The sequence below is a fragment of the Acinetobacter portensis genome (genome assembly GCF_023158935.1).
GTDB classification, from domain to species: Bacteria; Pseudomonadota; Gammaproteobacteria; order Pseudomonadales; family Moraxellaceae; genus Acinetobacter; species Acinetobacter faecalis.
The window spans coordinates 358,849-382,349 of the sequence record NZ_CP096120.1 but is presented as its reverse complement, the minus strand read 5'-3'; the positions used below and the strand labels follow the sequence as shown (position 1 = coordinate 382,349).

At 37.0% G+C, this 23,501-nt stretch carries 22 protein-coding genes and 4 tRNA genes; 15 read left to right on the top strand and 11 right to left on the bottom strand.

Annotated features, from left to right (window positions below):
• Positions 1-108: 108 nt before the first annotated feature.
• The 5 genes from asd to truA all read left to right on the top strand — a co-directional run bounded on the left by asd (position 109) and on the right by truA (position 6,005).
• Positions 109-1,227, top strand: coding sequence for an aspartate-semialdehyde dehydrogenase (asd, locus tag MZO21_RS01945; protein WP_154771893.1), 1,119 nt, complete (start codon positions 109-111; stop codon positions 1,225-1,227).
• A gap of 145 nt (positions 1,228-1,372) precedes the next feature.
• Entirely contained in the window at positions 1,373-2,794 is a 1,422-nt protein-coding gene (locus MZO21_RS01940) for a type IV pilus assembly protein FimV (RefSeq protein WP_248102019.1), read from the top strand.
• A 69-nt stretch (positions 2,795-2,863) separates the two neighbouring features.
• Complete coding sequence (locus MZO21_RS01935; RefSeq protein ID WP_154771891.1) at positions 2,864-4,183, top strand: hypothetical protein; 1,320 nt, start codon at positions 2,864-2,866, stop codon at positions 4,181-4,183.
• Positions 4,184-4,226: 43 nt separating this feature from the next.
• The gene (locus MZO21_RS01930) at positions 4,227-5,192 is read left to right on the top strand and encodes an asparaginase (RefSeq protein ID WP_154771890.1); all 966 of its coding nucleotides are present in this window, start codon (positions 4,227-4,229) and stop codon (positions 5,190-5,192) included.
• 15 nt (positions 5,193-5,207) lie between these two features.
• Positions 5,208-6,005 carry a tRNA pseudouridine(38-40) synthase TruA gene (truA, locus tag MZO21_RS01925; RefSeq protein WP_154771889.1) on the top strand — a complete coding sequence of 266 codons (798 nt, stop codon included), beginning with the start codon at positions 5,208-5,210 and terminating at the stop codon, positions 6,003-6,005.
• Positions 6,006-6,112: 107 nt separating this feature from the next.
• Here the strand turns inward: truA and MZO21_RS01920 are convergent, their stop codons facing one another.
• Entirely contained in the window at positions 6,113-7,120 is a 1,008-nt protein-coding gene (locus MZO21_RS01920; protein WP_171501180.1) for an AraC family transcriptional regulator, read from the bottom strand.
• Positions 7,121-7,349: 229 nt separating this feature from the next.
• Between MZO21_RS01920 and infA the strand changes: the two genes are divergently transcribed.
• On the top strand, positions 7,350-7,571 hold the full coding sequence (infA, locus tag MZO21_RS01915; RefSeq protein WP_001284370.1) for a translation initiation factor IF-1: 222 nt from the start codon (positions 7,350-7,352) through the stop codon (positions 7,569-7,571).
• A gap of 161 nt (positions 7,572-7,732) precedes the next feature.
• Here infA and leuB read toward each other — a convergent pair whose 3' ends face one another.
• The 4 genes from leuB to leuC all read right to left on the bottom strand — a co-directional run bounded on the left by leuB (position 7,733) and on the right by leuC (position 11,615).
• Entirely contained in the window at positions 7,733-8,812 is a 1,080-nt protein-coding gene (gene leuB, locus MZO21_RS01910; RefSeq protein ID WP_154771888.1) for a 3-isopropylmalate dehydrogenase, read from the bottom strand.
• A gap of 42 nt (positions 8,813-8,854) precedes the next feature.
• Positions 8,855-9,418: a hypothetical protein gene (locus tag MZO21_RS01905; protein ID WP_248102016.1), complete on the bottom strand. Its 564-nt coding sequence runs from the start codon at positions 9,416-9,418 to the stop codon at positions 8,855-8,857.
• A 99-nt stretch (positions 9,419-9,517) separates the two neighbouring features.
• On the bottom strand, positions 9,518-10,168 hold the full coding sequence (gene leuD, locus MZO21_RS01900; RefSeq protein ID WP_248102013.1) for a 3-isopropylmalate dehydratase small subunit: 651 nt from the start codon (positions 10,166-10,168) through the stop codon (positions 9,518-9,520).
• A gap of 13 nt (positions 10,169-10,181) precedes the next feature.
• Entirely contained in the window at positions 10,182-11,615 is a 1,434-nt protein-coding gene (gene leuC / locus MZO21_RS01895; protein WP_154771885.1) for a 3-isopropylmalate dehydratase large subunit, read from the bottom strand.
• 421 nt (positions 11,616-12,036) lie between these two features.
• Here leuC and thyA point away from each other — a divergent pair, with 421 nt between their 5' ends.
• The 5 genes from thyA to msrA all read left to right on the top strand — a co-directional run bounded on the left by thyA (position 12,037) and on the right by msrA (position 15,788).
• On the top strand, positions 12,037-12,879 hold the full coding sequence (gene thyA, locus MZO21_RS01890; protein WP_154771884.1) for a thymidylate synthase: 843 nt from the start codon (positions 12,037-12,039) through the stop codon (positions 12,877-12,879).
• Positions 12,880-12,990: 111 nt separating this feature from the next.
• Positions 12,991-13,503, top strand: coding sequence for a dihydrofolate reductase (locus tag MZO21_RS01885; protein ID WP_154771883.1), 513 nt, complete (start codon positions 12,991-12,993; stop codon positions 13,501-13,503).
• A 30-nt stretch (positions 13,504-13,533) separates the two neighbouring features.
• Positions 13,534-14,592: an Lnb N-terminal periplasmic domain-containing protein gene (locus MZO21_RS01880; RefSeq protein ID WP_154771882.1), complete on the top strand. Its 1,059-nt coding sequence runs from the start codon at positions 13,534-13,536 to the stop codon at positions 14,590-14,592.
• A 103-nt stretch (positions 14,593-14,695) separates the two neighbouring features.
• Entirely contained in the window at positions 14,696-15,151 is a 456-nt protein-coding gene (locus MZO21_RS01875) for an META domain-containing protein (protein WP_171501185.1), read from the top strand.
• 118 nt (positions 15,152-15,269) lie between these two features.
• Positions 15,270-15,788 carry a peptide-methionine (S)-S-oxide reductase MsrA gene (gene msrA / locus MZO21_RS01870; RefSeq protein WP_154771880.1) on the top strand — a complete coding sequence of 173 codons (519 nt, stop codon included), beginning with the start codon at positions 15,270-15,272 and terminating at the stop codon, positions 15,786-15,788.
• An 89-nt stretch (positions 15,789-15,877) separates the two neighbouring features.
• Here the strand turns inward: msrA and MZO21_RS01865 are convergent, their stop codons facing one another.
• From MZO21_RS01865 to MZO21_RS01840, 6 genes are all read right to left on the bottom strand, one after another.
• Complete coding sequence (locus MZO21_RS01865; RefSeq protein ID WP_154771879.1) at positions 15,878-16,519, bottom strand: fumarylacetoacetate hydrolase family protein; 642 nt, start codon at positions 16,517-16,519, stop codon at positions 15,878-15,880.
• A gap of 29 nt (positions 16,520-16,548) precedes the next feature.
• Positions 16,549-17,049 (bottom strand): YcxB family protein, encoded by a 501-nt coding sequence (locus tag MZO21_RS01860; protein WP_248102010.1) that lies wholly within the window; start codon positions 17,047-17,049, stop codon positions 16,549-16,551.
• A gap of 186 nt (positions 17,050-17,235) precedes the next feature.
• Positions 17,236-17,312, bottom strand: a tRNA-Arg gene (locus MZO21_RS01855).
• A gap of 271 nt (positions 17,313-17,583) precedes the next feature.
• Positions 17,584-17,660: transfer RNA gene (locus MZO21_RS01850), tRNA-Arg, on the bottom strand.
• Between the two features lie 41 nt (positions 17,661-17,701).
• Positions 17,702-17,778, bottom strand: a tRNA-Arg gene (locus MZO21_RS01845).
• 16 nt (positions 17,779-17,794) lie between these two features.
• A tRNA-Ser gene (locus MZO21_RS01840) sits at positions 17,795-17,884 on the bottom strand.
• Positions 17,885-18,148: 264 nt separating this feature from the next.
• On the opposite strand from MZO21_RS01840, the gene rnr reads away from it, so the two are divergent.
• The 4 genes from rnr (at position 18,149) to MZO21_RS01820 (ending at position 23,452) form a co-directional block, all read left to right on the top strand.
• Positions 18,149-20,569: a ribonuclease R gene (gene rnr, locus MZO21_RS01835; protein WP_248102022.1), complete on the top strand. Its 2,421-nt coding sequence runs from the start codon at positions 18,149-18,151 to the stop codon at positions 20,567-20,569.
• A 155-nt stretch (positions 20,570-20,724) separates the two neighbouring features.
• Positions 20,725-22,752 carry a M3 family metallopeptidase gene (locus MZO21_RS01830; protein ID WP_154771876.1) on the top strand — a complete coding sequence of 676 codons (2,028 nt, stop codon included), beginning with the start codon at positions 20,725-20,727 and terminating at the stop codon, positions 22,750-22,752.
• A 45-nt stretch (positions 22,753-22,797) separates the two neighbouring features.
• On the top strand, positions 22,798-23,010 hold the full coding sequence (locus tag MZO21_RS01825; protein WP_427986188.1) for a YheV family putative zinc ribbon protein: 213 nt from the start codon (positions 22,798-22,800) through the stop codon (positions 23,008-23,010).
• A gap of 16 nt (positions 23,011-23,026) precedes the next feature.
• Positions 23,027-23,452, top strand: coding sequence for a hypothetical protein (locus MZO21_RS01820; protein ID WP_154771874.1), 426 nt, complete (start codon positions 23,027-23,029; stop codon positions 23,450-23,452).
• Positions 23,453-23,501 lie beyond the last annotated feature (49 nt).

Here is a 23,501-nt window from a genome sequence, read left to right as displayed (position 1 = left end):
TATTTCACAATATAAATGCTGTTTTCTTTGTGTAGCACTTGCAGTTACGTACTCTTTTGATACACTCAAACCCCCTTTTTTTATTTTAACGCACCGAGGCAAAGTGACATGAAAGTAGGTCTGGTCGGTTGGCGCGGGATGGTTGGTTCTGTCCTTATGCAACGTATGGTTGAAGAGAATGATTTTGCTCATTTCGAGCCGTTCTATTTCTCTACCAGTAATGCAGGTGGTGAAGCCCCTGCGTTTGGCGGTAAAACTGCCCCAGCACTTATGGATGCGACAGACATTGATAGTCTGAAGCAAATGGATGTCATTATTACCTGCCAAGGTGGTGATTACACGTCTGAAGTTTTCCCTAAATTAAAAGCGGAAAACTGGGCTGGTTACTGGATTGATGCTGCATCTACATTACGTATGGATGATGAAGCAATTATTGTGCTCGATCCTGTAAACATGAATGTCATTAAAGATGGTTTAGTGAATGGCACTAAAACATTTGTAGGTGGTAACTGTACAGTTTCCCTTATGTTGATGGGTCTTGGTGGTTTATTCCAAAACAATTTAGTGGAATGGGCAACATCAATGACATATCAAGCAGCTTCTGGTGCAGGCGCGCAAAATATGCGTGAACTCATTAGCGGTATGGGCTACTTATACAACAATACAAAAGATTTGTTAGATGACCCACGCTCACCAATTCTTGATATCGATTCAAAAATTGCTGAACTACAACGTGGCGAAGGTTTCCCATCTGCAAACTTTGGCGTGCCTTTAGCTGGTTCCCTCATTCCTTATATCGACAAACAGCTTGAAAGCGGTCAGTCGAAAGAAGAATGGAAAGGCCAAGTTGAAACAAACAAAATCTTAGGCAATCAGCAAATTGTTCCTATTGATGGTCACTGTGTACGTATTGGTGCAATGCGTTGTCACTCTCAAGCATTAACATTGAAATTGAAAAAAGATGTTCCGCTTGATGAAATTGAAGATATGTTACGCAATGCAAACCAATGGGCTAAAGTTGTTCCAAATACACGTGAAGCGTCTATGACAGACCTTACTCCTGTTGCTGCAACAGGTACTTTAAGTGTTCCTGTAGGTCGTTTACGTAAGCTGAATATGGGTAAAGAGTACTTAGGTGCATTCACTGTTGGCGACCAATTACTTTGGGGTGCTGCTGAACCTTTACGTCGTATGCTTCGTATTTTAATTGACTTTAAAAGTGCTTAATCTCAATTAAAAACAAAAAAAAGCCGGTCATTCATGATCGGCTTTTTTATGACAGTTCATGGTAATTGTTTTACAAATAGTCAACAAATCGCTAATCTATAATTATAATTTCCGCTTTGCGATTGTGACCGAGCTAAAGATTAATATGACCACATATAACAAGTTAAAAATCGCGATTTTAGCAATTTTTGCATCACAAAATATTTATGCACTCAATGTCGACCCTGCCATTATTCAATCAAGTGCAGGCGAGCTACTTTATGCCGAATTAAATTTCCGTCAATCTGACATAAATACACCTCTTGAGGTAAGCCTCGCTAAACCTGAAGATTTAATGTCTATTGGTGCAACACATCAGCCTCCTGGACATTTAAATTTTTTCACACGTAGAAATCCAAATGGTTCAGGTGTAATCACAATTACATCTTCTAGACCAATTATTGATTCTGAAATTAATATTATTGTAAAAATTAAAGAAGGCTCTACTACACGTTTACAGCAAATTAAAAAACCACTTGCTCGTAATAACACTTCTACAAGCAGCAGAACGACATCCAAAGAAAATTCATTAACCCCTATTATGGTTGTTAATGAAAAAGATATTGCTTTAAATTTACCCACAAGTAGTACGTATGCACCACAAATAACAACACCATCAACTACAAAGTTTGAACCATTGAAGGTTACAAGTACAGCTACTCAAGCACCGACTTTAACAACACCAGCACCTGTTGTATTTCAGTCTACTCCTTCTACCAATACACAGGAAATATTAACCAAATCAGCTCAATCTGAAGAAACTATAGAGAAAATTACTCCTCCAGAACCAGTAAAAGCACAAAATACAGCTTCAAAGTCGGTGTCAGCTCAAAATATTCAAATTGCACCACCTATTCCACAATCAAACGTTTCTGCTGACCCTTTAGTTAAAAAGTTTGCAAATGCAGAACGTGAAAAGAAAGCTTTAAAAACGGAAAATAAACCTGAACCTAAAAAGGTTGAACCCGCAACATTACCAAATAGTAATGACAAACACATAGTTCAAAGCAATGAATCTTTATGGGCAATTGCATCTAGAGTTGCTAGTGAACAAAATCGCTCTGTCAATTCTGTGATGCAACAAATTAAAGCCAATAATGAACATGCCTTTATTCAAGGTGATGCTAACCGCCTAAAGCGCGGGGTAACTTTAAATTTACAAGAAACATCAACTGACGATAATGCGCGTAAAGTAGCTAAAAATAAAGCAACATATCCTAAAACTAAACAGTCTGGAACGGCAAAATATCGTTTAAGCCAAGCAGAAATGAGTTTAGTTGCAGAGAGTGAAGACAACTCAGCGCACGGTTCTGCATCAAAAAATGCAAAAAGTAATGTAACTTCTCCAGAATTATCATCAAAGGTTATGACATCTCGAGAAAAAACCGTTAAATTACAGAGAAACGTAACTCAGTTAGAAATAGCATTGAATCAAAAGGATCATAGAATTCAATTATTAAATGCTCGTCTTGCTCAACTTCAACAACAGTTGAAAAATCAACAAGACGCAAAAAAATCTCATAACTAATTTGTTACACACTAAGTTTTCAAGGATTTGCCCTTACTAAAAAAGGCAATATCCATAAGGGGTATAGATATGCTGATGTATGTGATTCCACTCATCATTTTGATTGTCGTTTTACTTGTTGTCAAAAAGCGTCAAGATGCTCAAGAATCAGGTCAGCCTAAAAATAAAGGAAATACGAAAACTAAGGCTAAAAAATCAAGTTCTACACGTGTCCAAGCAAAACCAACAAAAATTGTTGAAGATGAAGTTGTTGAGCCTAAACAAACTCAGCCTCTTGCAACTGAAACACGTAAAAAAATTGAGACCTTAATTCAAGATCGTAATTTCTTTGCAGCAGAAGCTCAAATTAACCAAGCTTTAAAACGTGATAACTCTCAACACGAATTATATTTATTATTACTGGATGTCCATCTTGAACAAAAAGATGAATTTGCAGTTAATCAACTTTTAAGTCATATCAATGCCTTAGAATTGCATGAAATTGCACAAAAAGCTGAAGAGAAAGTTGCTACTGAAAAGTCTAAAGCTAAATCTAATGATTTTATTCAGTTTACACCTAGCCATGAGGAAACTACCCAGCAGCCAGTAAAACCTGTAACTCATGACTCATTTTCAGATGATGCTTTTGATGCACTAATCAACAATCCATCTGCACCTGTTCAAACAATTACTGAAGAAAAACCTAAGTTTGAAAATACGGAATTAGAGTTCACCACATCTTCTAGTTCCGAAGCCCAAGAAACTGTTGAACCTCTTGTAGAAAATAATACACTAGAATTTTCTACGGAATTTACGACAAACGAAATTCAACCACAAGTTGAAGAAAAGTCTGCTATTGATGAAATAAAACCTCTTGATTTTTCATTCACAATTTCAAGTAATGAAACAATTGAAGAAAAATCAAGTGAACCAGTTCAAGCTAATGTAAATGATGAACCACAAAAATCGAATGAATTTAATTTAGATTTTGTGATAGATCAAACACCTGCTGTAGAACCTGAACAACCAAACACTAAATTAGATGAACAACCTGAATTTAGTTTCAATCTAGATTCTGCACCTGTTGTTGAAGATGTAAAAACAACTGAAGTAGAGCTTGCAAAAAGTTTCGATGCATCAGTTTTAGAAAATACTACACCAGCGCCTGTTGCTACAGAAACACCTATTGTTGCTGTATCTGATATAAATCTTGCAGATCCTTTAGTTCAATCATTCCCTTCTCTTTCAGAGGTTAATGAAGCTGAATTGAATTTAGACTTAGCTAAAAAATATATCGAGCTAGGTGCTTATGATGCTGCACGTGAAATTTTAGCAGACAGCAACGTGAACTTTTCAGATGAACAACATCAAGTTGCAGATCAATTACTGAATCAAATCGCATCTTTATAAAAAACGAATTACACTAAAGCAGTCATTATTGGCTGCTTTTTTTATGATGAAAAAAATTGCTTTAATTTATATGGGTGGAACTTTCGGCTGTGTTGGCGAACCATTAGCACCAATGCCTGCTGAAAAATTTATTCCATTATTACAACGAGTACTTCCGCCTCAATTTAATATTGAATGCTTTGTTTCGCCTATTATTAAAGACAGTAGTGCTTGCACCGCTGAGGATTGGCTGAAACTTGTAAAATACATTCAAGAATTACAACAAAATCAATATCAACATTTTGTGATTATTCACGGTACAGATACTTTAAGTTATGCAAGTGCTGTTCTAGCGCATTGCTTAGGAAATTCTGCAAGTGTTGTTCTTACTGGTAGCCAATATCCTCTGCTTAATGTAAATGGCAATGATACACGCGAATTTACAGATGCCACAGATAATCTTAATTTTGCATTAGATTCAGTTTCAAAATGCTCAAGTGGCGTTTACTTGGCTTTTCACCATCGTTTAATTCACGCTCAAACTGCGTTAAAACGACATACAACAGAACTTGATGCATTTACAGGGATAGATGCAAACCAAACCATCTCAGCGAATACAGAAGCATTTAGGGTAGATGATCAGCTTATTCTTAAAGCTCAACGTTTTAATTGCTTAAATATCATGTGGCAACCCATTGCAGTAGATGCTCAAATACAGAACTTAGAACAACTCATTGAAAATCCACCACATGCTTTAATTTTACAAGGATTTGGCACTGGAAATATTGCTATGAATGACAAACTCATTCAGGTTTTAAAAAGTATTCAAGCAAAAAACTGTGCAGTGATTATTAATAGCCAAGTCCCTTTCGGTTCACTCGATCAACGCTACGCGGTGAGTGAATGGATCACACATGCAAATTTTTTGGTAAGTAATAGCTTTAGTCATGCAGATCTTTATGCAAAAGCATTAAAAATGTATTTAAAATACGACTCCGTAGAACAATGGCACGACCATTGGATTAATTAAGTTTTTGAGGTGAATATGCAACGTTTCGCAGTCGGTATTGAGTTTTCTGGCGTTCATTATAGAGGGTGGCAAACTCAACAAGCTGGCGTAGTAAGCGTGCAAGAAACCATTGAAACGGTTTTATCCAAAATTGCCAATGAACCCATTATGCTTCACGGCGCAGGTCGCACCGATGCAGGCGTGCATGCAACAAATATGGTTGCACACTTCGATACCAATGCTATTCGTCCAATTCGTGGTTGGTTAATGGGTGCAAATAGCACATTGCCTAAAGACATTTCTATCCAATGGATTAAAGAAATGGATTCAGACTTTCATGCGCGTTTTAAAGCTCAAGCACGTCGCTACCGCTATGTTATTTATAACAATCCACAACGTCCTGCACTTTTACACAAACAAGTGACGCATGTATTTCATCCATTAAATGTTGAAAAAATGATGGAAGCGGCTAAAAAGTTTAAAGGTACACATAATTTTGAAAGCTTCCGTGCAGCGGCTTGCCAATCGAATCAACCTGTTCGACATGTCACTCATTCAAGACTCATTCGACACGGCTGTTATTTAGTTTTAGATATTCAAGCCGATGGTTTCTTGCATCACATGGTCAGAAATATTGTGGGCTGTTTATTAGAAATTGGGCAAGGTATGTATGATGTTGATCATATAGATGAAATTTTTGCAGCAGAAGATCGTAAAGCTGCAGGTATTACTGCTCCGCCTGATGGCTTATATTTCATTCATGCAGATTATCCTGAACAATTTGATTTACCTAAAATACCTTTAGGACCACATTGGCTGAATATGCCCGAATAATAATCTCTCCTAACCTCCCTTTAATAAAGGGAGGAACTCCCCTCCTGAGCAAAGCTTAAGCACTGCTTTAAGCTGAAGCGCAAGAAAGGAGGGACTTAGGATAAGAATTAACGCTGCTTTCTTTTTCTATATTCCACAGGTGTTTCATTTGTCCAACGCTTAAATGCGCGGTAAAACGTACTTGGCTCAGAAAAACCCGTTAAATAAACAATACGCTCTACACTTTCATTTGTTCCTGCCAATAAGCGTTTTGCTAAACGACAACGATAATCTGAAAGAATTTGCTGAAAGCTTGTATGCGCTTCACTTAATTGCGTACGTAAGCGTCTTGGTGTGATATTCAACTGCGAAGCAACTGTTTCTAAAGTTGTTTCACCACTTTCTAATGTAAAACCAATCGCACGTCTTACTTCACCCACCAAATCATAACGTGCAAGTTCTTGTAATTTTTCTAATGCTAATTGTTCATGTATATGAAAAAGTTCAGGCTCTGCTTGCCATAATTGATAATCTAAAATTGCAGGATCAAAATAAAGACGCGTTTCTTTTTGCCCTAAACTTACAGGGCATTCGTACACACGTAAATATTCATCGTCAGAAGCACCCTGACTAAAATTAAAATCGATATAGATGGGTTCGAAACGACCTTCAGTAATAAATTTAAAGAACCGAAGTACACCACTCATCGCACATTCAGAAAAATGCCGATTTACAATATTTTCAGCATGAGCTTGTATGCCATTGGTAAGGTAGCAACGTCCATCTTCAACCACCAATGTTGCATTAAATGCATCACTAATTAAACGCTGATATGCTAAGGCACGTTTTAAGCCCTCACCAAAATTCTCAGAAGAAATAAACAGATGTTCAATGACTTGCCCACGATATAGCGGTAAGTGTTCCCCTAAATGCAAACCAATATCTGTGTCACGACTGACTTCTTCTGCTGCCACCCAAAACGCATATTGGGCATTTAGTGGAGTACGATCATTGGCATCAACTTGACCTAAAGCAACACCTGCCTTTGTCAAAATTTCATCTGTAGGTAAACCAGCACGACGAATCGCTTGGTAGCCCAACCGCAGTATTACCGATGCATCTGTTTGCTGACTCACTCAAAAACCTTCCTTGTATGTTCTTCATTTATACTTAAAACATTCAAATTAGATTAACTGTGATTGACCAAACTGACAACAGAGCAACCCTTGTTTTATCAAAAAAACTTTAAACGCACTATTCGCTTATTTGATTGACAGATGACCATACTTCAAGGCTTAGAACCTTGTAATATGCAAAAAAATTGACTATAATTTGCGCCTTTCCAATTTGATACTCAGGTAGGCTATGGCCAATAAAGAGGAACTCATCGAGTTCGAAGGCGTTGTCACCGAAACGCTTCCTAATACTATGTTCCGTGTACGTTTAGAAAACGGTCACGAAGTGATTGCCCACATTTCTGGTAAAATGCGTAAACACTATATTCGTATTTTAACTGGCGACAGTGTTAAAGTTGAAATGACACCTTATGATTTAACTAAGGGTCGTATCACTTACCGTGCACGTTAAGTTTTAGCGATAGCAAAAAAAGTCACTGTGAAGTGGCTTTTTTTATATGTCTAAAAAATGAATGTCAAATATGTAAATATTGGAAAATTAATTTTCAATTAAAAAAATACTGAAATAAAAAAACGCAGCGAATACGCTGCGTTTTTTAATACACGTAAAACTTAATTCAATGCAGATACAACTGCTTGACCCATTTCTACCGTACCTACTTTTGTATTGCCTTCAGACATAATGTCAGCAGTACGTAGACCTTGATCTAATACATTACCTACAGCATCTTCAATTGCTTGAGCAGCAGCTTCTTCACGGAATGTATAACGAAGCATCATCGCAACAGATAAAATAGTTGCTAATGGGTTTGCAATGTTTTGACCTGCGATATCTGGTGCAGAACCATGACATGGCTCATACATCCCTTTACCTTCTTCATTTAAAGATGCAGATGGCAACATACCAATAGAACCTGTCAACATTGCAGCTTCATCAGACAAGATATCACCAAACAGGTTAGAAGTCACAATTACATCAAACTGTTTAGGCGCACGTACCAATTGCATAGCAGCGTTATCTACATACATATGAGATAAGTCGATATTTGAATATTGCTCTTCTTTTAGTGCAGTTACTGTTTGCTTCCAAAGCTCAGTCACTTCAAGTACGTTTGCTTTATCTACAGAACATACTTTACCGCCACGTAAACCTGCTAATTCAAAAGCAACTTTAGCAATACGTTTAATTTCAGACTCAGAATAAACATCTGTGTTGAAACCTTGTTTTTCGCCATTTTCTAATTCACGAATACCACGTGGTTGACCGAAGTAAATACCACCTGTTAATTCACGAACAATTAGAATATCTAAACCAGCAACAATTTCAGGCTTTAAGCTAGAAGCATCTGCCAATTGTGGGTAAAGAATTGCAGGACGTAAGTTAGCGAATAAATTTAATTCACTACGAATTTTTAACAAACCACGTTCTGGACGAATTGAACGCTCAATTGTGTCCCACTTAGGACCACCAACAGCACCTAACAAAAGCGCATCAGCTTTTTTCGCTTGTTCTGCTGTCACTTCTGGATATGGTGAACCGTGTGCATCAATTGCAGCACCGCCCAATAAACCTTGTTCCCACGTCAAACCTAAGTTGAATTTTTCATTTACACGTGTAAGCACTTGTTCAGCAGCTTTTACGATTTCAGGACCAATGCCGTCACCCGGTAAAATCAATATATGTTTTGACATGAGTTTTTCCATTTTTAGTATCAATCTAAGATTGATGAAATATTAAAGTTTTTTCTCTGTAAACTCACCAAGTCCACTCAAGACATTGTAAGGCTTACAGAAACGTCGAATCACTTTTTGCCCTTCTTTTAGATCTACACATAACGGCTCTGGTGCAGATACATTCAGAAGGCTACCGCTTACATTATTTCGTTTACGGTACATATTAAATGTGTATTTCTGATTTGCCTTAAAGTTATGTATGACATACAACTTTTCAGCACGATCCTTAGACACTGGATAAAAACGAATAACCACTTCATGTTGCTTAGGTTGAACAGACAAATACACTTTGTTTGCATCTATGGCTTGCAGATTAATTCTGACAATTCCCTGTTCCATCGCATCTCGATTAATTCGATGGTTTCTTTCCTTTACAATGAAGGTTGGTCCCAAACGTTCAAATTCACACACCTCTACACCCGAGCAATAAAGTTTTGTATTCGCTTGTGTACTTGGTGTTTCCTGAATTTTTTTTAATCTAGCAGTGTCTAAGCTTTGGCAGGCTGCTAAAGTCATAACAGCACTACACAATAAAATAATTTGACCAAAAGATTTTATTTTCATTTTAGACCAACCCAAGAATGTCAAATTCATAATAGAAATTATTATGCTTTGATATTATCAAGAGTTAAAGCATTAAACTACGATAAAATCTTTGAAAAATTAGCCCTTAATTTCACTAAAAACCCAAGGGCGTGATGCTTTAGTTTTTTCTTCATAAGCACGAATATCATCGCTTGCTTGTAAAGTTAAACCAATATCATCTAAACCATTCAATAAACAATGTTTACGGAATGGATCTACTTCAAACTTAAAGCTTTCGCCACTTGGTGTACGTACTTCTTGTGCTTCAAGGTCAATCGTTAATTGATAGCCTTCAGTTGCAAAACATTCTTTAAATAACTGATCTACAATCTCTTCAGATAAAATCACAGGCAACATGCCATTTTTAAAGCTGTTATTAAAGAAAATGTCTGCATAACTTGGCGCAATTACAGTACGGAAACCATACTCTTCCAATGCCCACGGCGCATGTTCACGGCTTGAACCACAACCAAAGTTAGCACGTGAAATTAAGATTGAAGCACCTTGGTAACGCGGTTGGTTCAATGCAAAATCTGGGTTTTTAGGACGCTTAGAGTTATCTAAACCTAAATAACCTTCATCCAAATAACGTAATTCATCAAATAAGTTTTCGCCAAAACCAGTACGCTTAATTGATTTCAAAAACTGCTTTGGAATAATTAAATCTGTATCAACGTTAGCACGGTCTAATGGTGCAACAATACCTTGTTCAACGGTATAAGCTTTCATCTTTTAGCTCCTATTAGAATGTACGAACATCAACAAAATGACCTGCAATTGCAGCAGCTGCTGCCATTGCTGGACTCACCAAATGCGTACGACCGCCATTACCCTGACGACCTTCGAAGTTACGGTTTGAAGTCGATGCACAATGCTCACCTGGTTGTAATTTGTCAGCATTCATAGCTAAACACATTGAACAACCTGGCTCACGCCATTCAAAACCAGCTTCCATTAAAATTTTGTCTAAGCCTTCAGCTTCTGCTTGTGCTTTCACCAAACCTGAACCTGGAACAACCATCGCTTGTTTAATAGATGATGCTACTTTTTTGCCTTTCGCAACTTCAGCAGCAGCACGAATATCTTCAATACGTGAGTTTGTGCAAGAGCCAATAAATACGCGGTCTAATTGAATATCAGACAATGCCTGACCTGCATTTAAGCCCATATAGTTATAAGCACGCATCCAATCGTTACGCTGAACCTCATCTTTAGCTTGTTCTAAAGTTGGAACAGCTTGAGAAACAGGAATTACCATCTCAGGAGAAGTTCCCCAAGATACTTGTGGCTCAATCTCTTCACCTTGTAATACAACAACTGTATCGAAGTGTGCATCTTCATCAGAATGTAAAGTATTCCAATACGCAACCGCTTGATCCCATTGCTCGCCTTTCGGTGCATAAGGACGATTCTTTACGTACTCAATAGTTTTTTCATCAACAGCAACCATACCAACACGCGCACCGCCTTCGATCGCCATGTTACATACAGTCATACGTCCTTCAATCGACATATCACGGAATACTTGACCACCAAATTCAATTGCATGACCTGTACCACCTGCGGTACCGATTTTACCGATAATCGCTAAAACTACGTCTTTTGGTGTTACACCCTGACCTAATTTACCGTCAACACGTACCAACATATTTTTCATTTTCTTTTGAACTAAGCATTGAGTTGCCAATACGTGTTCAACTTCAGATGTACCAATACCATGTGCTAAACAACCAAAAGCACCATGCGTAGCAGTATGCGAATCACCACAAACCACTGTCATACCTGGCAAAGTTAAACCTTGTTCAGGGCCAACAACGTGTGCAATACCTTGACGTACATCGTTAATATCAAACTGAACAACATTAAAAGTCTTACAGTTGTCATCTAAAGTTTGTACTTGGATACGAGACGTATCATCTTCAATTCCCGAAATACCTTCAGAACGTTCTTTTTTAGATGTAGGAACGTTATGGTCAGGTGTTGCAACGTTAGCGCTTAAACGCCAAGGTTTACGACCTGCAAGTTGTAAGCCTTCAAATGCCTGTGGAGATGTTACTTCATGCAATAAATGACGATCGATATAAAGTAAAGCCGAACCATCATCACGTTGTTTTACTAAGTGGTCATCCCACAATTTATCGTACAATGTCTTTGCTTTTTGGATTTCGCCTGCCATGTCGATTGACTCCACTAGACTGGGTATATTTTTGGATTAATTTGATTATAGCCTGCATATGATATAAATCTAATTTATCATTTTTATTAGTTCAAAAACTTTTAGGAATGCAAAATTTAATTTCCCATCCTTTCTTATTTCTTCACTTTTACAAGTAAAAAATATAGACAAATAATGACTTTTAACTGCATTTTTATTAATACTAAAAAACATTAAAAATCACATCAAGTATTTGTTTTAATTTAATATTTACAATTCAAAAAACTGCTAAATAATTAATCTCATAAAAACTTAACTTTATCTTCATCATCTATTAAAAATTTCTATACATGAGTATACTCGTTGTAGAAAATTATTTTATATCGCCTCTAAACTTTTAGCTAAAAGCTACTTTTTTATAGAGGAAAATGACAGGACATTTATGAAAGCGTATTTAGACCTACTACAACATATCCTAGACAACGGTGGCGATAAAGGTGATCGCACGGGTACAGGTACACGTTCTGTATTCGGTCACCAAATGCGTTTTGACCTTTCTAAAGGCTTCCCGCTTTTAACCACCAAAAAAGTACATTTCCGCTCAATTGTTATTGAGCTACTTTGGTTCCTTAAAGGCGATACTAACGTTAAATATTTACAAGACAATAAAGTAAGTATTTGGGATGAATGGTCTACGGCAGAACAAACTGCACGTTTTGGTCGTCCTGAAGGCGAACTTGGTCCTGTTTATGGTCACCAATGGCGTAACTTTGGCGGCACAAAAAAAGAAAATGGTTTATATGAGCAAGATGGTTTCGACCAAATTAAATGGCTCATTAATGAAATAAAAACCAATCCAAACTCACGTCGTTTAATTGTGTCTGGCTGGAACCCAAACGAAGCAGGTCAAGTTGCATTACCGCCTTGCCATACATTGTTCCAATTCTTTGTACATAACGGCAAATTATCTTGTCAGCTTTATCAACGTAGTGCAGATGTGTTCTTAGGTGTACCATTTAATATTGCAAGTTATGCCTTACTTACACACATGATTGCGCAAGTTTGTGACTTAGACGTTGGCGATTTTGTTTGGACTGGTGGCGATACACATTTATATGCAAACCATTTTGAACAAACCAAATTACAACTTAGCCGTGAACCTTTGCCTTTATGTCAATTGAAGCTTAATCCTGAAATTAAAGATATTTTTGACTTTAAATTTGAAGATATTGAAATTGTAGGTTATGAATCACATGCAGGTATTAAAGCGCCTGTAGCGGTTTAATTTTTATAAAATAATCCCCTAAATCCCCCTTTTGTAAAAGGGGGAGTTTTTATATAGACCTTTTGATTTAATAAAGGGAAAATTAGGAAGGATTCAAAGGGTTAAAGTCTTATGTCATTTCAAAATTTAGAAGTTGTTCACGTAGTTGCAATGGATCAGAAACACTGCATTGGTAAAGGTAATGACTTACCTTGGCATATTTCTGCAGACCTCAAACACTTCAAAGAAATTACCCAAGGTGGCGTTGTAGTCATGGGACGTAAAACCCTAGAATCTATGGGGCGTACACTACCAAAGCGTGTGAACTGGATTATTACCCGAGATACAAATTGGGCTTTTGAAGGCACTAAAGTTGCTTACAGCATTGAAGATGCATTAACTCAAGCTGTTGAAGATGTAAAAGCATCAGAAAAACCTGACACTGTATTTATTATTGGTGGTGGTGAAATTTTCAAACAAACCATTGGTATTGCAGACCGTTTAGAACTCACTCATGTAGAGCTTGACGTACAAGGCGATGCACACTATCCAGAAATTCCAGACAACTTTATGAAAGTTGCTTCTGAAAAACATATAGATGACAAAACAGGTATTGCTTTTGAGTTCGCAACTTACCGAAAATAAAGATAATTATTTTTATAAAATAGACGCCATATGCAAAATATTGGTAAAAATCAAAATTTAAAAAAACTGGGAATGACCATCGCTCATTCCCTTTTTAATCTATTTGTTCTTTTTAGCTCCATATGGCTATGCATGGCAATCTGGTTTCAAGAACCTATTAGCCCACTTTTTAGCAAAATTATTATTGGTCTTTGGATTCTTTTTGCACTGAGTATTTTAGGTATTCATTTTTGTAAAAAACTTTTAAGCCGAACTAAAAACATCCTCATTTATTCTTTTGCCTTTTTATGCGCCTTAATTTGGTATTTCAGTATCCCACCACTTCAAGACCGTGAATGGAATCCCGACGTTGCAAAATCACTAAGTTTTGAACAACACGGCGATATTGTTACGCTTCATAATGTTCGAAATTTCACATGGCGTACAGAACAAGACTTTGATGAAAAATGGGAAACACGCACCTTTAATTTAAATGATCTTTCAGGTGTAAATATCATTACATCTTATTGGATGGGTCCAGAAATTGCTCACACGCTTGTCAGTTTCGATTTTAAAAATAATGCACCTTTAACTTTTTCTATTGAAATTCGCAAAGAAAAAAATGAAGATTTTTCTGCACTTGGCGGTTTTTTTAGAAAGTTTGAATTAAGCCTAATTGCAGCAGATGAAAAAGATATTATTTATACGCGTAGCAACGTTCGCGGTGAACAAGTTTATTTTTTTCCTGTCGCAATGCCTAAACCTGAAATGCGTGCATTATTTGAAGAGTACTTAAAGAAATCTGCCAAATTAGAACAAGAAGCTAAATGGTACAACACACTTACAAGCAACTGCACCACGCTTGTTTTTGACATGATTCAATCAGTTTCAAACAATCAATTACCTGTCGATTATCGTCTTCTTGCTTCTGGCTACTTACCTAATTATTTATACGACTTGAATGCTCTTAACCACGATTGGTCTATGAAAACTTGGTATGAAAAAGCACATGTAAATCCAAAAGTAAAAAATATAGATGATTTAACGAGTGAAAAGTACTCAAAAATTATTCGAGAGCAACTACTCAAACCAAAGTCACAAGCAGATTAAAACAAGAAGCCTATAAATTTGTAAAATTTATATACAAATAATTGCATAAGTTTCTAATTTTTTTAGTTATATTAATTAAATCAATTCATAAGGACATTTAAAAATATTGAAAAAATTCTTAGCAGTTTCGCTTTTAGGTTCAACATTGGCTTTCGTTGGTTGCCAATCATTACCACAATTACCAGGGACAACAGCAAACCTTAATCAATTACAAAACAAAACTTGGGTTGCAACTAAAATTGGTAATGCAGCACTTATCACAAATCCTTCAGAACGTAATATTGCAAGCTTACAGTTTGATGAAGCAACTAAGCGTGTAACAGGTTCAGATGGCTGTAACCGCCTAATGGGTTCTTTCGACGCTGGTAAAAACTCAATTTCTTTCAGCCAAGTTGCAACAACACGTATGGCTTGCCTAAATAATTCAAATGTTGATCAACTGTTCAACAAAGCTTTAGCGCAAGTAACAAACTACAAAGTAGAAGGTAAAACTTTATCTTTACTAGATGCTCAAGGCACAACAATGATTCAATTTGAAAGCGCAATTCAACCGCGTTAATCAAATAAAAAGAGCCTGCTTTATGCAGGCTTTTTTTGTATCTATTTATATGAATAATATTGTAAACATTCAAAACTTCCCCATATATTTAAACAATATAAATATTTAGGATAATTTCATGCAAAAAGCATTATTTGGTGGCGGATGTTTTTGGTGTACAGAAGCTGTTTTCTTGCAACTTAAAGGGGTAACACACAGCACAAGCGGCTATGCAGGCGGACATACAACAAACCCAACTTATGATGATATTTGCCGTGGCGATACCAACCATGCTGAAGTTATTTTAATTGAGTTTGATGAAACTCAAATTTCATATGAGCAATTATTGAATGTATTTTTTGCGATTCACGATCCTACAACGCTAAACCGCCAAGGGAATGATGTCGGCACACAATATCGCTCTGTAATTTATTATTTTAATGATGAGCAAAAGCGACAAGCAGAAAAAATGATTCAATCTTTAAAAGATGAAGACTTGAACATTGTGACAGAGCTTAGCCCAGTTCCAACGTTCTATCCTGCTGAAGAATATCATCAAAATTATTTTGCAAAGAATCCTACGCAAGGCTACTGCAACTTTGCTATTCCACCTAAATTATTAAAATTAAGCAGTAAATTTTCAGATTTACTTAAATAATCTATATGCACATTATTTAAAATGCCAAGCAACAAAAAGGACTGCACATGCAGTCCTTTTTTAACACCTTAGATTCTTAGATGAAATACTTAAGCTTTCACTTCCGCATTCCAAACATAATCTTGTGCTTGACCTTTTAACGTCATTTTTAAACGGTCACCTTTTGCAAGTGCAGCAACACCTGCAGGCGTACCCGTCATCACCACATCACCAGCTTCTAATGTAAAAACTTGGCTAATATCTGCAAGTAAAGAACCAATATCAAAAATTAAGAAAGATGTATCGCCTTTTTGACGCAACTCATCATTAATATGAAGTGTGTAATGCACATCATCCCAATTTTGAACTTCAGAAGCATCAATCCAATCTGCAAGAATACATGAACCATCAAATGCTTTCGCACGTTCCCAAGGATGACCTTTCTTTTTCAAATCATCTTGTACATCACGCAAGGTTAAATCTAAACCCAAAGTCATTGCGCCAATTGCTTCTAATGCTTTCTTCGGGTCTGTTTCCGCTTTTAAAGTGCGGTCAATACGCAAAGTAAGTTCGCACTCATAATGACAACTTCCCCAGTCAGAGTTCCACGAAATACCCTCTTCCAACGAAATTAAACTACTTGGTGGCTTCATAAACAAAACAGGACGATCAGGAATTGCATTTCCTAATTCTCTCGCATGATCTGCATAGCTACGACCGACACAAACAATTTTAGATGGACGTGTATTCATGATGTTCCCTTTCTATCACTGAAGTTAAACTATTTTTTATTAAACGTATTTTCAAAGATGGTTTTGTCTGCCGAATCATTAATTGCACGCTTTGGCACAATAATCACAGTTTTATTTTTTAGCTCAAGCATATATGTCAATTTACCACTGGCAAAATTTTGCACATCAGTATAATTCACAGTTGCTTTACGACCATTTGCATATAAATCTGCATAGTCTTGGTATAAATCTAAACCTTGCTCGCTTTTACCAAACTGATATTTCACAAATTGACGCTTAAACATCATCGGTAAAAACCAATAGCGCATAAATAATTGTAATAATAAAAATACTGCACCTAAAGCAACGTAATAACGCCCAACACCTTCAAAACCCAAATAAAAGCCCCAAATCATAATACCAAGGCTTACAGCAGGCGTAATGAAACGTGTAAATTGCTTTTTACCAAAAGTCGCAAGTGCGAAACCATCTTGCGATTCTTCTAAGTTTAGAAAATAACGTAAAGATAAAGTAGGCTTAGTTTCAGACATCTATGCATCATCAATATTTTATAAAGTGAGCTAAATATTACACTAGAAATATGGCGATCTTATGTTTTTATATGCTAAACATTCAGCTAATTGAGTGACGGTTTTTATTTTTATAAATTTCAGGCACAAAAAAAACTGCAACAAGTGCAGTTTCTTTCTAGTTTTACATCGTTAAGATGATCAAGTTGGTGCGCTCAGAGAGATTCGAACTCCCGACCCCTTAGTTCGTAGCCAAGTGCTCTATCCAGCTGAGCTATGAGCGCGATGTCTTGATGTGACGCATTATACGTGATAATTCAAAGATGTTAAGCCTTATTTCTAAAATAAGTTTTCAAGTGTTTAGTAATTATTCGATATGCACTTTTGTGCACAATCTTTCATCTATTTTACCATTTTAAGCAATTCACATATTTATTTTATAAGTTGAAAAATAAAAATTCCGAGCTAATAAGCCTAATCTTCAAAATTTACAGACACAAAAAAACCGCAACATGTGCGGTTCTTTATTTTAAACACTTGCAATAATGTTTAAGTTGGTGCGCTCAGAGAGATTCGAACTCCCGACCCCTTAGTTCGTAGCCAAGTGCTCTATCCAGCTGAGCTATGAGCGCGTACCTGAGTGTCTTTCGACTTCGTTCACGATTAACTTGATTGGTGCGCTCAGAGAGATTCGAACTCCCGACCCCTTAGTTCGTAGCCAAGTGCTCTATCCAGCTGAGCTATGAGCGCATTTCAAGTTATTCGTTGGCGGTGAGAGAGGGATTCGAACCCTCGATACAGTTACCCGTATGCATCCTTAGCAGGGATGTGGTTTCAGCCACTCACCCATCTCACCGTAACGAGGCGCCATAATACAAAGATAATGAAATTACTGCAAGCCTAGTCTTTATATATTTTTCATATTTTCGATCAATTAAATACTTTTTAAACAATTTAATGTTTATTTTCTAAATTTTGGTTGTTTTTTGATATTTTAAAATCTGTTTACACAAATTATTTTATAAAATCCGACTGAATGCACAATATTGTCATCAATTGCGTGCAGTATTTCCTTGCATGACTTATGCTAAACCTATTCTTCTAACTTGAAGTCATAGATATTATGAAAAATTGGGTCGATCCTGAAGCGAAAGCAGAAGCTGAACGTTACGAAAATCCCATTCCAAGCCGTACTCTCATTACTGAGACTATTGAAAAACAAGCTACGCCTTTATCTCATGCAGATTTAGTCGAGCATTTTAAAATTGTAGATCAAAAAAGTATTGATGCTTTAAGCCATCGTTTAATTGCAATGGTGCGTGACGGTCAACTCATGAAAGATGGGTTTAAGTTCCAAATTGCAGAAGAACAACCTGTTCACGAAGCAACTGTCTATATCAATTCAAAAGGTATGGGTAACGCAAATATTTCAGGTCATGATGATTTATTGCTTCCTGAGCGTGAACTTCGCCTTGTGTTTAATGGCGACCGCGTTAAAGTGCGCCAAACATCTGTAGATCGTAAAGGTAAAGCTTGGGGCTTTATTACAGAAGTTGTGCAACATCGTGTGAAACAAATTATTGGTAAATTGGCTGTGCATGAAGGCGAATATTTCATTCAACCTTCAAATCCAAATGCACATCAACCTATTACTTTAGAAAAAGAACTGATTGAACATGCAAAAGTGAATGTTGGTGATTCTTTACGTGTAGAGCTAGACAGCTATCCAACACGTGAAGAATTTGCGACAGGTCATATTGTTCAATCTATGGCAGATAAAGCAGATACGGAAATTATTATTCCGCAAACTATTTTAGAATTTGGTTTGCCGTATGAATTCCCTGCTGAAGTGATTGAGGATGCTGAAAGCTTCAAAGAACCAACTGCACAAGACCGAAAAGATCGTATCGATTTACGTGATTTACCATTAGTCACTATTGATGGTGAAGATGCTCGTGACTTCGATGATGCTGTATATGCAGAAAAACGTCCAGGTGGCGGTTATCGTGTTGTTGTTGCTATTGCCGATGTAAGCCATTACGTGCGTACAGGCAAGCCACTAGACGATGAAGCACAAGAACGTGGTACTTCTGTGTATTTCCCTCATTTCGTTCTACCAATGCTTCCAGAAGCGCTTTCAAATGGCTTATGTTCATTAAACCCAAATGTTGACCGCCTATGCATGGTGTGTGATTTAAAATTATCACGTGCAGGTCGAGTAACTGGTTATGAATTCTATCCATCTGTTATGCATTCAAAAGCACGTTTAACCTATGACAAAGTTGCCCAATATTTTGATGGCGACAGCAGTGCAATTACAGAAGATCGTGACGTTCGCAAATCGTTAAATACGTTGTTCCAGTTATACCAAGTTCTAAAAGGCTTACGTGCAGAACGTCATGCTATGGAATTTGAAACTGTTGAAACATACATGACATTCGACGAACTTGGTGGAATTAATCAAATCTTGCCACGTAGCCGTAACGATGCACATAAACTAATTGAAGAGTGCATGTTGCTTGCTAACGTTGCAGCAGCAGAATATGCATTGAAAAATGAAATTCCAATGCTCTACCGTATTCACGAGTCACCTGAATTTTCACGTATTCAAAAAGTTCGCGACTTTGTAAAATTATTAGGTTTGCAATTCCCAGAACAACCTACTCAAGCAGACTATCAAGCTGTTATTGAAGCAACCAAAGACCGTATTGATGCACCAAGCATTCATGCCGTACTTTTACGCTCAATGATGCAAGCTTACTATGGTCCAAATAACGCAGGTCACTTCGGTTTGGCATACGATGCATATACGCATTTCACATCGCCAATTCGTCGCTATCCTGACTTGTTGTTACATAGAGCAATCAAAGCACACTTAAAACAAAAGCCATCTCCACTTTCTGGCGGTGCTTTAGAAGAAGCAGGAACTCATTTTTCTGCAACTGAACGTCGTGCAGATGAAGCATCTCGCTCTGTAACAACATGGTTGAAATGCCACTACATGCATCAGCACCTAGGTGAAGAGTTTGTAGGTGTTATTTCTGCCGTTGCTGAATTTGGTCTATTTGTAACACTCAAAGACCTTTATGTAGATGGCATGATTCACGTCAGCCAATTGGGCGATGACTTCTTTGTATTCGATCAAGCAAGTCAAAGTTTGGTGGGTCAAGGCCGTGGGCAAACGTTTAGCTTAGGCGATGAAGTTAAAATTAAAGTTGCAGCAGTAAACTTGGAAGATCGTAAGATTGACTTCGAATTGCTTCAACAATTAACGCATGCAGGTCGAACTATTCGTAGCCGAGCACCAAGAGTTGCAGCAAAAGCCCCTTCTCACACTAAAGAAGAAGTTTTTGGGGAGCATCCAAAAACTGTGTCTAGCGAAAATGGTGAAAAACCGCTTCGTAAGAAAAAAGCTAAAGGTCAGCCAAGCTCTTATACAAAGCCAACGAAAAAATCGGCTGAAAAAATAGAGAAAGCGAAGGCGAAGAAAAAAGCCAAAGCAAAAAAGAAAAAATCTAATGCGAAAGCAAAAATAGATTAATTCTTAAAACTAAAAAAGAGCGCTTCGGCGCTCTTTTTTATCTATAAAAAGTAAATCTAAATGATTAATTCAAGTAAAGCGTATAAATCTTCTTGATTTATCTTCCTACCGCCCTTACATCTACTATCAACTTAGAAAATTTATGGCGCATTGCGATGACTTTAGAAAAGGCAACTTTGCCAGTACCACAGTTCGATCAAATTACACTTGAATCATTAAAACAAAATATTGAACACGCCATTCAACAAGGACAAAGCTTCTTAAAAGCTCTTACAGAAGTTCCTGCATCTACAAATGAACAACTTGCAACACTCGATCAAGTTGATGCGCTTGAAAATAATATGAGTGAAGCTTGGGGTGTTTTATCGCACCTTAATGCAGTTATGAACAACACAGAAACACGTGAAGTTTATCAAGCATTACTTCCTTCTTTAAGTGAATATTACACAGAGCTTGGTCAGCACACTGCGCTTTATCAAACTTATCAAAATGTGCATGATTCTGCGAATTTTGAGACACTTTCTGAAGCACAACAAAGTGCTATTAAACTTGCCTTACGTGACTTCAAACTTTCAGGTGTTGCGTTAGAGGGCGAAGCAAAAAAACGTTATGCAGAAATTTCTGCACGTTTATCTCAACTATCATCTGACTTTTCAAACCATGTGTTAGATGCAACACAAGCTTACTTCAAAGCACTTTCTGAAGATCAACTTAAAGGCTTGCCGCAAAGCAGTGTTGAACTATTAAAACAATATGGTCAACAACGTGAGTTAGAACAAACTGTCGCAACTTTAGATATTCCATCTTATCTTGCGATTATGACGTATGCCGAAAACCGCGAATTACGTGAAGAGCTTTATAAAGCCTATACAACACGTGCATCAGAAATAAGTGATCATCCTGAATTTGACAATACAGCGGTGATGGAAGAAATTCTAAGTTTACGTCAAGAAATGGCGCAACTTCTTGGTTTCCAAAACTATGCAGAACTTTCTCTTGCAAGCAAAATGGCACCAGATGTTGAAACTGTAGATAAGTTCCTTATCGATTTAGCAGAACATGCACGCGCACCTGCGGAAAAAGAAATTGCAGAATTAAAAGCCATTGCATCTGAAGATGGTATTTCAAATTTAGAACCTTGGGATACCACTTACTACTCAGAAAAACTCAAAGTTCAGCAATTTAATCTTTCACAAGAAGCATTAAAACCCTACTTCCCTGCACCTAAAATTTTGCAAGGCTTATTCAGCATTGTGAATCGTCTTTATGGCATCAATATTGTGGAACGCCAAGCACCTGTTTGGCATGAAGATGCACGCTATTTTGAACTGGAAGATCAAGGTAAAGTTGTTGGTGGCTTCTACTTCGATCTTTATGCACGTAGCGGAAAACGTGGCGGTGCATGGATGAGTGGCTTCCGTTCTCGCATGCAAACAAGCAACGGTTTACAAAACCCAATTTGCTACATGGTGTGTAACTTCACTCCACCTGTGGGCGACCAACCTGCGCTATTAACCCATGATGAAGTGATTACCCTATTCCATGAATTTGGACATGGCTTACATCACATGTTAACTGAAGTAGACAATATTTCTGTTGCAGGTACACATGGCGTAGCGTGGGATGCTGTGGAGCTTCCAAGCCAATTTATGGAGTTTTGGGCTTGGGATCATGAAAGTTTAGATTTGCTCAGCGAACATATCGAAACCAAAGAAACTTTATCTAAAGAACTTTTAAAAGCGCTCTTAGATGCACGTTTCTTCCAATCTGGTATGCAAACCTTACGTCAAATTGAATTCGCCTTATTTGACTTAAATATTCATAAAGCCAATCCTGCTTTAAATGCGGCAAACATCCAAGCAACTATGGATGATATTCGCCATAAATATTCAGTTGCGCCTACAGCATCTTATAATCGCTTCCAACATGGTTTTAGTCATATTTTTGCAGGTGGTTATGCTGCGGGTTATTACTCTTATAAATGGGCAGAGGTTTTAGCAAGTGATGCCTTTGATCGTTTCGAGCAAGATGGCATTTTCAACACAGAAACAGGAAAACAGTTTAGAAAGTTTATTCTAGCAGTTGGCGGAAAAGATCAAGCACTTGATGCATTTATCAATTTCCGAAAACGTGAGCCGAAAATTGATGCATTATTACGTCATCAAGGTTGGACGAATGCCTAGTAAAATCTTAAACTACCTGTCTTAGTTTAAATTTAGGTAAGTATGATGACTCTTAAGCGTCGTTTCATCGCTGGTGCAAAATGCCCAAAATGTCAGGCCTTAGACCGTGTTGTCATGCTTACTTCTGGTGATAATGAGTGGATTGAATGTATTGATTGTGGCTATAGCGAAAACCGCCCGACTCATATTGATGAGCCTGAGGTTCCAGCTATTCCCGATGATATTGGGGTAATACAATTCAAACCACGTCAAAAATAATGACAGGATTGATCACATGGCAATAAAAGAAACAAAGAATTCAAAAAAAATATTGGGAATTATTGGTTTTTTACTTCTCATTATTGCGGGTATTTTTGCTTATTTAAATTTTTCATCTAAGCAAGATGAAAACCCAAGTGATAACACATCACCTGCTTCTGAAGCTATTGCACTCAATAAGACGAATGAAATACCTGCAAGTGAAATTATTACTCTTGAGGAAAGTAGTTCAGTTTTAGTTTCAGAAGATATTCTTAAAGAAGCTGTTCCTGAAAATGCATCTTTAGCAAAAGAAGAAGCTGCTAAATTAGATGATATTCAAAGTCAGCTAAAAGAACAGGAAGATCTTTTGAAAGCACAACATTCAGATGCTGACCAACTTATTCAGCTAAAAGAAGAACAAATCAAATTACTTGAAGCACAACTTACTGAATCGAAATAAATTATCATTTATAGATAATTCGGCTAGAATAATTAAAACCCATTCTAGC